Below are 13,985 nucleotides of genomic sequence, written 5' to 3' on the forward strand. Positions count from 1 at the left end.
CTCTTTTTAAGTTCCACACTTCTTATGGTGAGATTACTGTAATGGGCTATTTCTTTTGTGGAAAAATTAAGTTTTAGAAATGCACAAAATTTTATTTGCCCGGATGTCATATTAGGATGATTGGATGTAAGATTATGATAAAATTCGGGATAAATTTCTTTGAATCTTACCAGAAAGGATGGATCATTATTTTTAGCCATCTCCAACATCTCCTTGAAAGCATCATTTATTTTAACCTGCAATTCCAATAGCTTCTCTTTTTTTTCGGTAAGATCGGTTTTGACCTCTTCTTTTAATTGTCTCTCTTTATGATAATTTCTAAAGAATTTCAAAGCAAAGAACAAAATAAAAACAGACAAGATAAAAACAGGTATAAAAATATAGTAAAACTGAGACTTCTTTTTATCATTTTCATTTTCTAAAATATACTCAAGAGTAGCATTGATATCCTCCTTTTCCTTTTGATCTAACCTTTCTGACAATTCTTTTGCTTTTTTGTAATAATAAAGAGATTTTTTATCTTCATTTAAGGATTCATAGACGGAAGACATATCCTCATAAATATATTGCAGCTGATCCGGAATACCATATTTTGAAAAAATTGGGATGGCTTTTTCATAATAATATATTGCACTATCATTTTTTTTAATCTTTAAATACGCTTCTGCTATTCCCTTTAGACTAAATCCTTCATTTACCGGACTCTTTGTAGCGATTGCATTATAATACCCCTTCCTTGAATAATATAGTGCAGAGTCTATTTTCCCTATTTCCTTGTAAGAGTTACTTAGATTATAATATTGTGTCCCGCTTGAATTGTTTCTTCTATTTACATTTTTTATTTTTTGATAGTAAAAAAAACTTTTTCTATCATACTTCAGTACAACTTCCACAGGAGAAACATTCATGTTCTCAATATTTCCACGAATCTTGTAGATCTCCCCCATTGCATAATAAAAATCGTCTCCTTTTAGTTTTGCTGTTAATAGTTCCGCTTTATCCAATATTCTGTAGGCTTCGGCATCAAAACCAAGTACCATATAAGATATCGCCTCAGAATTCAAAGCATATATCTGAAATAAATAATTACTTTCCTGCTCGGCTAATTTTTCAAGTTTCTTGGCATAGTCTATAACTTTCCTATCATTTCTGATATTCACATTTATATTTATTATACTATACAATGCTTTCATTTTGCCATTGCTGTATCCTTGTTCGTCTGACAATTTATATGCCTTGAACGCCTCAATTAACGCTTTTTTCTTGTCTCCTACTTCATACGTTACATTGATAATACTATCTATTTGCTTTTTGGAATACTTTTGCGCTTTTATTTGGAAAAAGAATAAAAGAAATAAAATAATGTATGTATATTTAAATGTATGCACCGAAAATTTTTTACAAAAATATTAAAAGCATTTATTTAATCTAACTTTACCACTTTTTAATGGAATTATCATTTATTAAAATAAAAATTTAGTAAAAACATATAAAAACATTTTTTTTATTCTAATATTCAAATTCTTCAAAAGGAATTTTTAATTGAACGGAAATCTGCTTTTTTTCTTCCGTATTCAAGTTGGAAAGTGACAGACCCAACAAACGAACCGGCTTGTCAAAAGGACGAAGCTCCCACAGTTTTTTAGCAGTTTCAAAAAAATCTAACGCATTCTCGAAATAATAATCGCGTGTTCTACTTCTTGTATAAAGCGAAAAATCTTTATACCTTATTTTTAAAGTAAGAGATTTTCCTTTTATGTTTTTAGCCTGAAGTCGTTTTTGCAATTCGCTGCTTATGATATTCAGTTGTTCGAAAACCTGTTCATCTTCAATAAGGTTTTCCCAAAAGGTTTCTTCTACAGCAACACTTTTCTGAATTCGGTGTGGCTTTACTTCACTATTATGAATCCCTCGAACCACATTGTAATAATATCTCCCCGATTTCCCAAAAAGCCTTTCCAGTTCTTCCAGTGATCTTCTTTTCAGATCTGCTCCTTTAAAAATATGAAGCTCATGCATTTTATTGGCCGTTACTTTTCCGATACCATAAAATTTTTCGATGGGAAGTTCCTCCATAAATTCCAAAATTTTGGAAGGATGTATCGTTTTTTGTCCGTTAGGTTTATTAATATCTGAAGCTACTTTTGCCAAAAATTTATTTACAGAAATTCCAGCTGAAGCGGTAAGTCCGGTTTCATCAAAAATTCTTTTCCGGATTTCACGGGCAATTTCGTTAGCCGATTCCATGTTTTTTTTGTTTTCTGTAACATCAAGATAAGCCTCATCTAAGGAAAGTGGCTCTACCAGATCGGTATATTCAAAAAAAATAGCGCGGATTTTTTGTGAAATTTCTTTGTAACGTTGAAATCGGGGTTTTACTACTATTAGATCCGGGCATTTTTGTATGGCAATTTTTCCGGGAAGGGCAGATCGAATTCCGAATTTACGAGCTTCATAACTTGCAGCAGCAACAACACCATATTGTCCACCACCAACAGCAACAGGTTTTCCTCTCAACTCGGGATTATCAAGCTGCTCTACAGATGCATAAAATGCGTCCATATCAATGTGGATAATTTTGCGCTGCACTTCTTGCATATAACAAAATTAAAAAAATACTGTCTAAGAGCCTGTTTAAATTTTACTCAATAAAAGTTTTATAACTTTTTCTTACTACTCTAAATTAAAATAAATTTTGTTCATTTTTAAATTTAATATTAAGAATTTCAGATAGTTAAGTTGATTCCGATTAAGAAATCAATGCATTGCTTTTTTATTAAGTTTTTTAAGCTAAAGAGGCTTAATTCCTAATGATAAAAATAAATTATAAATTTAAACAGGCTCTAAACAGATGCATAAAAAAACTGATGATCCCGCATTTTGATTTTTTCAAATCTCTTTGCTAAATCATCAGTCTAATAAGTTTCTCTTTCCTATGAAAACAAAACTAAATACTTTTAAAATTTCATTTAACATCTTTTCAGAAATTAAAATCCATTTCAAAGGATAGCCTTCAGTTTTCACAAGTGCTTTGACTCTTCGTATTAATTTTCAGGTCAAGAATTTCAGATTTGGCTTTTCAGCTTAGTCCTCTTTCAAATCCTTTTGAATTAAACTACAGTCTTTACATTTTAAAGATCAACTTTTTATTAAATCTTGACTTAAACTATAGTTCAGAATTAATCTGATTTTGATTTAAGTTTTGATTTTTAAGCCTAAACCACATAAGTTTGATGGTATGTTTTACTTCTATTTTAGGTTTTTAATTTCCATCATTTGGATTTCCATTAAAAATCTCATAATTTTCAGTCTAAACTTTGGTCTCACTTACTTTAAGTTTTCACTTTTGGGTTTTTCAACCTTTCCAGTTTCACCTTTACGGTTTGACTTTATTGTTGATGTAAAGATAGCAATCTATAAAAGCTATTTGCAAATAAATCCATTGGTTTTTCTACACCTGTTTTATGACTGCATTTCACCATGTCCGGTGAATAACTAATCACTGAAAATCAATCAGTTAATACAGTTATTAACTAAAAAAATATTAGAATTTAAATTTAAGCATTGCAGTTATTCAACAAAAAAACACTTCAAAAGAAGTGCTAATTATTTGTTTTACAAAAGGTTAATTATAATTTTTCACCAAACCTTTCACAATTTTGATAACATTCGGCATGGCTTTGTTGGCGGCATGCAAAACTTCTTCGTGTGATACATTGAATGCAATTTCGGGACCTCCAACATCTGTAATAATAGAAATTCCGAAACAATCCATTCCCTGATGTTTTGCAACAATTACTTCAGGAACAGTGCTCATTCCGACAGCATCTCCTCCAATTGCACGGATCATCCCATATTCTGCAGGAGTTTCAAAAGTGGGTCCTTGTAAAGCAACATATACTCCTTTATGAACCTTAATCGTGTTTTCCAAAGCAACATTTTCGGCTATTTCCAGCATTTTTTTGTTGTAAGGCTCACTCATATCTACGAAACGAGGCCCTAATTCATCCAGATTTTTTCCGCGTAACGGATGTTCCGGCATCATGTTAATATGATCTTGGATAAGCATTACATCCGCAACTTTGAAAGCCGGATTTACACCTCCGGAAGCATTAGAAACAATTAGATTCTGAATTCCTAAAAGTTTAAAAACTCTGAATGGAAAAACAACTGTTTTTATGTCATGTCCTTCATAATAATGAAACCTTCCGCTCATCATCAAAACTTTTTTACCTTCAAGCATTCCGTAGATCAGTTTTCCACCGTGTCCTACAACTGTAGTTTGGGGAAAATTCGGAATTTCATGGTATTCTAAAGTATGAATAGCTTCCACTTCATCTTTAAGAGCTCCTAAACCCGAACCCAGAACAATAGCAAAATCAGGAATCTCCTGAATAATACTCCTAATAAAATCCGCAGTTTCTTTAATTTTTTCTAACATAATCCAAGATAAGCTGGTTAAACTCCTCTTTTTTATCAATGGTCACATTTATAGGCCAATAATAAACAAGGTCTCTAAGATAATCAAAAGTTTTTAACCTTACATAATCTTTCTCGGTTGTGAGAATTAGCTTGTATTCTCCCAATTTTTTGTATTCTGCAATAATATTTTTGATATCAGCCTCTGTAAAATTATGATGATCCTTAAATTTCAAGTGCTTTACTTTTTGTGAAAATTTTGAAAGATGCGTAAGAAGCGGTTTTGGATTGGCAATACCTGTAATCAGAAGAATGTCATAATACGCCAAATTGTTATCCGGCAAATGTTTTTCTCTTGAATAAATATTTTCATCATAATTAATGGATGAAAAGAAAACTTTCTGGTAATGCTGCGGACGAATTCTGGAAACAAAGTATTGCTTTTTTTCCTCAGTAAGATCATCAGGACATTTAGAAACCATGATTATTTGTGCTCTGCTCGCTCCTGCCCTGCTTTCACGCAGATCTCCTGCCGGAAGTAGAAAATCTTTGAAATAAGGATCATTATAATCCGTCATCAAAATATTGAAACCCGGATCTATGGCTCGATGCTGATAGGCATCATCCAAAACCAAAACATCAAGATCCATATCATCAATTATTTTTTTAGCACCATAAACACGATCTTCGCAAACACCTATTACAAAACGATTTTTGAAACGTTCAAAAAGTTGCATCGCTTCATCTCCTACCGTTTTATAATTGCTTTCATAATTGGTGATTCCATATCCTTTTGTAATTCTTCCATAACCTCGTGAAAGCACACCGGCTCTGTAATGTTTGGAAAGAAATTCTGCCAAATACATGACCATTGGAGATTTTCCGGAACCACCTACTGAAAGATTTCCGACATTGATGATCGGATTTTTGAATTTTGTCGATTTAAAAATTCCCAAGCCATAAAGAGTATTACGAATAGCCGTAACCAAATGATAGCCCAGAGAAAAAGGATAGAGATACCATCTTTTCATACGGCTGCAAAAATATCACTTTTTAGAGAATTTTTCTGAGTAAAATTTTAAATTTTGCATACCGTAAAATCAATTTAATGCAATAGTGTTATTATTAAAAAGTGATTTTAATTTTTTTAGTAAGTATTGGCTTACTATTTTACCCAAGAGTAGTACTGTATAAAGAATGAGTAAAAATGAATTTTTTTCAGTTTTTATTCAATTTTGGGAGCGAAAAATTTAATTTTTCCTAAACTTAAGCTCAAAAACAAATAAAAATAATCAGAGCGTAACTTGTTTAAATCTTTATATTTGTAAAATATTTACAAGTATGATATTATCAATGACCGGCTTCGGAAGAAGCGAAGGAGTATTTGAAGGCAAAAAAATATCAGTGGAAATAAAATCCCTGAACAGCAAAAATTTTGATCTTAATATTAGAATACCCGTCCGTTTCAAAGAAAAAGAATTTGAAATTCGTAAAATTCTCAATGATAGAATCATTCGTGGAAAAGTAGATTGTTTTATCAATTGTGAAACATTGGATGATAATACAGATGTAAAAATAAATAAAGATCTTATCCATTGCTATATCAATGCATTAAAAGAATGTGCTTCTGACGGACCGGAATTCGAATACCTGAAAATGGCAGTCCGATTTCCGGAAGCAATTTCTTCAAAACCCGATGACTTGAACGAAAACGAATGGATCTTTCTTATTGGTCTCATTAATGAGGCTTTAGAAAAATTTGAAAATTTCAGAAAAGTTGAAGGTGGAAGCCTACAATGTGAACTTTTGAGGAATATCCACAATATTGAAAAGTATCTTTCCGAGGTTCTTCCTTTTGAAGAAGTCCGTATAGAAAATATAAAAGAGAGATACCGAAAAACACTTCAGGAATTTGAAAATATCGACGAAACCCGTTTTTATCAGGAATTGGCTTATTATACAGAAAAACTGGATATTTCTGAAGAAAAAGTACGCCTTGTCCAACACTTGAATTATTATAAAGAAGTGGCCGAAAATGAAGATCTAAATGGTAAAAAATTAGGCTTTATTTCTCAGGAAATTGGTCGAGAAGTTAATACTCTCGGCTCTAAAGCCAATCATGCCGATATTCAGAAATTGGTGGTAATGATGAAAGACGATCTGGAAAAAATCAAAGAACAAACATTGAATGTGCTTTAGTTTATAGTTGATAGTTGTTGGTTGATAGTTGTCGGTTATTTGTCTTCGTTTCTAATTATATAGAACTATCAACTATCAACCAACAACTATCAACTATCAACTGACAACCATCAACCAAAAACTAAATGAACAAAGTTATTATATTCTCGGCTCCATCCGGAAGTGGAAAAACCACATTAGTTAAACATTGTCTGGAACATTTTCCGGAACTGGAATTCTCCATTTCCTGTACCACAAGACATCCGAGAGGAACCGAAAAAAACGGAATTGATTATTATTTTACTTCCCCTGAAGAATTCCGACAAAAAATTGTAGAAAATGCTTTTGTGGAATATGAAGAAGTATATACGGACAAATATTACGGAACATTAAAATCCGAAGTAGAAAGAATCTGGAATTCCGGAAAAGTCGTTATCTTTGATGTAGATGTAAAAGGCGGAATTTCGCTTAAAGAATATTTCGGAGAAAAAGCACTTTCCATTTATATTATGCCTCCTTCCATTGAAGAATTGGAACGAAGATTGATTGCCAGAAATACGGATGATGCGGAAACCATTAAAACAAGAGTAGCAAAAGCAGCTCACGAAATGACGTTTCATGTGTATTTTGATGAAATTATAGTGAATACCGATCTGGAAAAAGCAAAAGAGGAAACAGAAAAACTGATCCGAAATTTTATTGATTCGAATTAAAAATATCATTTATCAATCATCATTTATCAATTATAAAAATGAGTAACGAAACTTTAGATACCATAAAAGCCAATCTTCCGGTTCACGGATTTTTGAAATTCAAAGATCTTCAGATTCCTGAAGGTGAAGATTTGGTGAAAGCCATTCTCGAACTTAAAAAAGAGAAAAATGCCGTTATTTTAGCACATTATTATCAACCTGCAGAAATTCAGGATATTGCTGATTTCTTGGGAGATTCTCTTCAATTGGCAAGACAGGCAAAAGAAACGGATGCAGATATGATCGCTTTTTGTGGAGTTCATTTCATGGCAGAAGCTGCAAAAATTTTGAACCCGACCAAAAAAGTGGTTCTTCCTGATACAATGGCCGGTTGCTCTTTAGCAGACGGTTGTAGTGGAGAAGGTTTACGAAAAATGCGCGAAAAATATCCTGATGCTTTAATTGCAACTTACATCAATTGTAATGCAGAAACAAAAGCAGAAAGTGATATTATTGTGACAAGTTCCAATGCGGAAACTATTATCAATGCTTTGCCAAAAGATCGTCCTATTATTTTCGCTCCGGACAAAAATCTTGGAAGATATTTAATGAAAAAAACTGGTCGCGAAATGATTTTGTGGGATGGAAGCTGTATTGTTCATGAAGCATTTTCTATGGAACGTATTGCAAAACAATTAGCTGAAAATCCTGACGCAAAACTAATTGCCCATCCTGAAAGTGAAACTCCGGTTCTGGAACTCGCACATTTTATTGGTTCCACTTCTGCATTGCTGAATTATGTAGAAAAAGATGATGCTCAAAAATTTATTGTGGCAACAGAAGAAGGAATTCTTCACGAAATGAAAAAACGGGCACCTCATAAAACATTGATTCCTGCTTTGGTTTTCGATGAAAGCTGCAACTGTTCCGAATGTTTCTACATGAAAAGAAATACGATGGAAAAATTGTATTTATGCATGAAATACGAGCTTCCCGAAATTCAAATCGAAGAAGAACTTCGTCTTAGAGCATTGAAACCAATTGAAGCAATGCTAGAATTATCAAAAACGATAAAATAATTACAACATTAGATAGAACTCAACCCTTTCAAAGCGTAAAACATTGAAAGGGTTTTTTCTTTTCCAACATTTGAAACAGAAGCGTTAAGAAAATATAGAAAAAAATAAATCTTTATGGAGCAATGTCAATCTAATTGAAATCGAAGACTTTAAATTTATTTTCTTAAAATCTTAATTTTCTTAATGGTAAAAAACTTTCAACAGGACTTTAAATGTCAAAAAATTTCAAAACTTTTTTTGATTTCTCAAAATTATTTCTACATTTGTCATCATTAGAGATGAATAATTGCATTCACATATCTGAAAATCTTCTTCCGGAAATTTTGTTTTCGGTAAAATTTTCTGTTACTACCACTACAACAACCCCATAATCGGGGGTTTATTTCACATATTATTTCGGTGTTGGTGTTCTTTTATACAAGAGCAAGAAATTAATTTTTTAAAATTTAGAAAAACAAAATATGAAAGTTCTAAAATTTGGCGGTAGTTCGGTTGCCAATGCACAAAATATACTTTTAGTAGAAAATATTGTAAAAAAAGAAGCGCAAAAAAATCAAGTTGCAGTTGTAGTTTCTGCACTTTCGGGTGTTACAGATGGTTTGATCCACGCTTCGGAATTGGCTTCTGCAAAAGATGAAAGCTATTTGCAAATTCTTAAAAATTTAGAAGAAAAACATCTTTCCGTAGTGAAAGAACTGATCCCGATTGCAGAACAAAGTTCGTGGCTAAGTTTTGTAAAAAAACACTTTAACGATATTGAAGACATCTGCAACGGAATTTTTGTTTTAGGAGAATTTACGGGAAGAATCCGCGATAGAATTACATCTTACGGAGAATTTTTATCTTCCAATATTATTTCCTCAAGATTTCGTTTGGACGGTTTAGACGTCATTTGGATGAATGCAGCCGAATACATCAAAACGGACAGCAATTTCACCAATGCAAAAGTAAATTTTGAAGAAACCGAAAAAAATATTCAGAAATTTTTTGAAGAAAATAACCACCAAATTATAGTAGTTCCCGGTTTTATTGCAAGTGATGAAAACGGAAATGCTACCACTTTAGGAAGAGGCGGTTCCGATTATACCGCTTCTATTATTGCAGCTTCTGTAGATGCAGAAGAATTGCAAATCTGGACAGATGTAAACGGAATGATGACTTCCGATCCGAGACTGGTTCCGAATGCGAAAGTGATTTCAGAGATTTCCTATCAGGAAGCAATGGAATTGTCGCATTTTGGTGCAAAAGTTTTGTATCCACCGACAATTCAGCCTGTGATGAATAAAAATATTGATCTTTGGATTAAAAATACTTTCAATGCAGAATTTCCCGGAACGCTGATTTCTCAAAATTTTAAATCAGAAAAAAATGAAAATCAGGTAGCAGTCGGAATTTCGAATATGAACACTATTGCTTTGCTCACTTTGGAAGGAAGCGGAATGGTAGGAATTCCCGGAATTTCTGCAAAATTATTCCAGTGTTTAAGCAACGAAAAAATCAGCGTCATTCTTATTACCCAAAGTTCATCGGAGCATTCCATTACGATTGCCATTAACGAAAAAGATGTTTCCAAAGCTGAAAATGCTATCAATTTAGCATTTGAAGATGATCTTAAATTAAACAGAATAGAACCCGTAAAAATTGAAACTTCCCTTTCCATCGTTGCTTTGGTTGGAGAAAATATGCGGAACAGAAGCGGAGTAAGCGCAAAAATGTTTGGCGCTTTAGGAAATAACGGTGTGAATATCCGAGCTATTGCGCAAGGTTCTTCGGAAAAAAATATCAGTGTTGTAATTGCAGAAAATAATGTAAAAAAAGCAGTAAATGTTCTTCACGAAGAATTTTTTGAATCAGAAATCAAGCAAGTTCACATTTACATCAGTGGTGTCGGAAATGTAGGTTCTAAATTGATACAGCAGATTTATAATCAAAACGAGTATCTGAAAGAAAATCTTTTGATCAATCTGAAAATTGCCGGACTTTCCAACAGCAAAAAAATGCTTTTGTCCGATGAAGGCATTTCAAAAAACGATTTTGAAAATTTGAATGGGAATGGTTTGGATTCATCACCTGAAATTTTCGCTGAAGAAATTATCCGAAGAAATTTGAGAAACTCTATTTTTGTGGATGTTACAGCAAATTCAGACATCATAAAAATCTACGAAACTCTCTTGAAGAAAAGTATCAGCATTGTTGCCTGCAATAAAGTAGCGGCAGCTTCCGATTTTGAATTTTACCAAAAATTAAAAAATTCGGCGAAGAATCATAACTGTAAATTTTTCTTTGAAACCAATGTTGGAGCAGGTTTACCAATTATCGGAACTATTAATGATCTGATAAGAAGTGGTGATAAAATTACTTCCATTCAGGCGGTTTTAAGCGGAACTCTGAATTTTGTTTTCAATAATTATGACGGAAGCAGAACGTTTTCCGAAGTTGTAAAACAAGCTCAAAATGAAGGATATACAGAACCGGATCCGAGACTGGATTTGGCAGGAACAGATGTTGCGAGAAAAATTTTAATTTTGGCAAGAGAAGCAGGATATTCTTTAGAATTTAATGAAATTGAAAACGAAAGTTTCCTTCCTGAAAAATGCATGCAAGGAAGTGTTGAAGATTTTTACCAATCACTTTCAGAATATGAATCTCATTTTGCAACCCTTTTGGATGAAGCGAAAAACAACGGAAAAATTCTGAAATATGTTGCCGAATTCAAAGATGGAAAAGCAAAAGTAGGCCTGAAACATATTGCTCCGGAAAGCGATTTATTCCATCTTTACGGAAAAGACAATATTGTGATTTTCAAAACATTGAGATATTCCGAACAGCCATTGGTTGTAAAAGGAGCCGGAGCCGGAGCGGAAGTTACAGCAAGTGGAGTTTTTGCAGATATTGTGCGTTCTGTTTAATTGTTGACCTCGAATTTTTTTGCGTTCAGAAAATTTAAAAAATGAACGTTAAAAAATTCCCACTGTTTGAGCGAAGCGAGTTTTGGGAATTTTAGAGAATTTTTAAAATTTTTAGCAAAAGAATTCAGTCTTGAATTTTTGATTCTTTTGTTTCAAGACAAAAGAATTTAATAAAAAAATAATATGAATAACATAAAAATAAAAGTTCCGGCAACGGTTGCTAATTTAGTCTGCGGTTTTGATATTCTCGGAATGGCAATCAATGAGCCTTTTGATGAGATGGAATTCAAAATTCTGGAAACACCGGAAATCAAAATCAAGCATACCGATCATTTTGGTTTGCCGGAAGAAGCCGAAAAAAATGTAGCCGGAATCGTGCTTTTAAAAATTCAGGAACATTTGAATTTGAAAACAGGATTTGAAGTCACCATTCACAAAAATATAAAACCAGGAAGCGGATTAGGTTCCAGTGCGGCAAGTGCAGCCGGAGCTGCAATTGGAGCAAATATTTTGCTTGGAAATGTTTTTTCAAAAGAAGAATTGGTACATTTTGCGATGTTTGGCGAAGAATTGGCTTCAGGAGTTCGTCATGCAGATAATATTGCGCCGTGCATTTTCGGAGGAATTACACTTGTAAAATCTTCTGATCCTGTCGATATTATTCCGCTGAATTCACCGGATTTATTTGTAACCGCCGTTCATCCGCAAGTGGAAGTGAAAACTTCTGATGCAAGGCAGATTCTCAAAAAAAATATCCAGTTGAAAGATGCAGTTACACAATGGGGAAATATTGCAGGTTTGGTAGCAGGAATTTTAAAAAATGATTTTTCGCTAATTAGCAGAAGTTTAAATGACGTCATTGTAGAACCGGTGCGAAGTATTCTGATTCCCAAATTTGATGAGGTAAAATCCAAAAGTTTGGAATTGGGAGCTTTAGGTGGCGGAATTTCAGGATCGGGTCCTTCCATTTTTATGCTCAGTGAAAAACAAGAAACTGCCGAAAAAATTGCTGAATTGATGAAATCCATTTATAACGGAATTGATGTTGAAAATTTTGTGTATGTTTCCAAAATTAATGATCGGGGAATAACAATTATAGATTAAAATCTTGTCCTTCCGACGAAAGGAATCTTTAGAACTGAAAAGATTCTTCGTTTCATTCAGAATGACAGCATGAAAAAATAATATGAACTACTACAATTTAAAATATAAAAACGAAACCGTCAGCTTCAAAGAAGCGACAATAAAAGGACAAGGAAAAGACAAAGGATTATTTTTTCCGGAATCTATTCCTGTTTTTGAGAAAGAATTTATTGAAAACTTGCAGAATTTTTCAGATGAAGAAATTGCATTTCGGTGCATGAAAGATTTTGTAGGAAACGAAATTCCGGATGAAGAACTGAAAAAAATTGTTTCAGAAACGATCAGTTTTGAAATTCCTCTGAAAAAAATCAACGATAAAATTTCCGTACTGGAATTATTTCATGGCCCAACTTTGGCTTTTAAAGATGTCGGTGCAAGATTTATGAGCCGCTGTCTTTCCTATTTTTTGAAAAATGAGGATAAAAAAGTAACGGTTTTGGTAGCTACTTCCGGAGATACAGGTGGCGCTGTTGCTAATGGTTTTTATAAAGTTCCGAATGTTGAAGTCGTGATTTTATATCCGAAAAACAGAGTGAGTCCAGTTCAGGAAAAACAATTGACCGCTTTGGGTGAAAATATTTTTGCTTTGGAGGTAAATGGAAGTTTTGATGATTGCCAGAGTTTAGTAAAACAGGCTTTTTCTGATGAAGAAATCAACTCCGAAATATTTTTGACTTCGGCTAATTCCATTAATGTTGCAAGATGGCTTCCACAGCAGATTTATTATTTATTGGCTCTGAAACAATGGCAAAAAACGGAAAATCAAAATCCTATAATTTGTGTTCCGAGTGGAAATTTCGGAAATATTTGCGCAGGAATTTTGGCGTATTTTCGTGGACTTCCGGCGGAACATTTTGTAGCAGCTTGTAATGAAAATGATGTCGTTCCAAACTATCTTGAAACTCAAAATTTTGAAATAAAAGAAACCGTTGCCACACTTTCCAACGCAATGGACGTGGGAAATCCGAGCAATTTTGTACGAATTTTAGAATTATTCGGAAACGAATTTCCTTCATTGAAAAATAAAATTTCCGGATATTCCGTAAATGATGAAGAAACAATGAAAACCATTACGGATGTTTACGAAAAATTCAAATATATTTTAGAACCACACGGAGCAGTTGCTTATGCTTCTTTAGAAAAGTATTTGAATGAAAACCCTGATAAAAAAGGGTTTATACTGGAGACTGCACATCCTGTAAAATTTCCGGAAGCGGTGGAAAAAGCCATTCATCAAAAAATTGAAATTCCTGAATCTTTGGAAGAATTGATGAAAAAAGAGAAAAAAACGGTAGAAATACATCCGGATTTTGAAGAATTGAAACGATTTTTAGTGTATCGAAATTAAAAAAAAGCAAAAGAATAATGTTGAAAGTTAAGCATTGAAAGTTTGAAAAAGTTGATGTATTTTTGATTTAAAAAATAGTAAAATGATTGTTCAAAAAAAACACCTAAGTCACATAAGAGTAATGTAAAGAGTAAAAAAGTTCACTCAAGTAGAAAATCAAAGATTTTCAAAACTAAAGTGTTTTCAAATGAACTTCTTTTCACTTTGCAAAAATTAA

The 13,985-nt window shown here is 32.9% G+C and carries 10 protein-coding genes; 6 read left to right on the forward strand and 4 right to left on the reverse strand.

The features are described from left to right. The 4 genes from AC2A1C_RS14965 to lpxK form a co-directional block, all read right to left on the reverse strand. Positions 1–1,388: tetratricopeptide repeat protein (locus AC2A1C_RS14965; RefSeq protein WP_484026701.1), on the reverse strand; the 1,388-nt coding region annotated here is incomplete at its 3' end. A 121-nt stretch (positions 1,389–1,509) separates the two neighbouring features. Further along, complete coding sequence (gene dinB, locus AC2A1C_RS14970; RefSeq protein WP_484026702.1) at positions 1,510–2,598, reverse strand: DNA polymerase IV; 1,089 nt, start codon at positions 2,596–2,598, stop codon at positions 1,510–1,512. A 1,027-nt stretch (positions 2,599–3,625) separates the two neighbouring features. After that, positions 3,626–4,441, reverse strand: coding sequence for a purine-nucleoside phosphorylase (locus AC2A1C_RS14975; protein WP_484026704.1), 816 nt, complete (start codon positions 4,439–4,441; stop codon positions 3,626–3,628). Next, on the reverse strand, positions 4,425–5,450 hold the full coding sequence (gene lpxK, locus AC2A1C_RS14980) for a tetraacyldisaccharide 4'-kinase (protein ID WP_484026705.1): 1,026 nt from the start codon (positions 5,448–5,450) through the stop codon (positions 4,425–4,427). The genes AC2A1C_RS14975 and lpxK overlap by 17 nt, the downstream gene beginning before the upstream one ends. 310 nt (positions 5,451–5,760) lie before the next feature. On the opposite strand from lpxK, the gene AC2A1C_RS14985 reads away from it, so the two are divergent. From AC2A1C_RS14985 to thrC, 6 genes are all read left to right on the forward strand, one after another. Next, the gene (locus AC2A1C_RS14985; protein ID WP_484026707.1) at positions 5,761–6,618 is read left to right on the forward strand and encodes a YicC/YloC family endoribonuclease; all 858 of its coding nucleotides are present in this window, start codon (positions 5,761–5,763) and stop codon (positions 6,616–6,618) included. 125 nt (positions 6,619–6,743) lie between these two features. After that, positions 6,744–7,310, forward strand: coding sequence for a guanylate kinase (gene gmk / locus AC2A1C_RS14990; RefSeq protein ID WP_484026708.1), 567 nt, complete (start codon positions 6,744–6,746; stop codon positions 7,308–7,310). A 38-nt stretch (positions 7,311–7,348) separates the two neighbouring features. Continuing rightward, entirely contained in the window at positions 7,349–8,368 is a 1,020-nt protein-coding gene (nadA, locus tag AC2A1C_RS14995) for a quinolinate synthase NadA (RefSeq protein WP_484026709.1), read from the forward strand. 461 nt (positions 8,369–8,829) lie between these two features. After that, positions 8,830–11,277 (forward strand): bifunctional aspartate kinase/homoserine dehydrogenase I, encoded by a 2,448-nt coding sequence (gene thrA / locus AC2A1C_RS15000; protein WP_484026711.1) that lies wholly within the window; start codon positions 8,830–8,832, stop codon positions 11,275–11,277. A gap of 183 nt (positions 11,278–11,460) precedes the next feature. Next, positions 11,461–12,381: a homoserine kinase gene (locus AC2A1C_RS15005; RefSeq protein WP_484026712.1), complete on the forward strand. Its 921-nt coding sequence runs from the start codon at positions 11,461–11,463 to the stop codon at positions 12,379–12,381. Between the two features lie 82 nt (positions 12,382–12,463). After that, complete coding sequence (gene thrC, locus AC2A1C_RS15010) at positions 12,464–13,768, forward strand: threonine synthase (RefSeq protein WP_484026713.1); 1,305 nt, start codon at positions 12,464–12,466, stop codon at positions 13,766–13,768. Positions 13,769–13,985: the final 217 nt, after the last annotated feature.

The organism is Chryseobacterium sp. HNCC26DJ241, assembly GCF_057180505.1.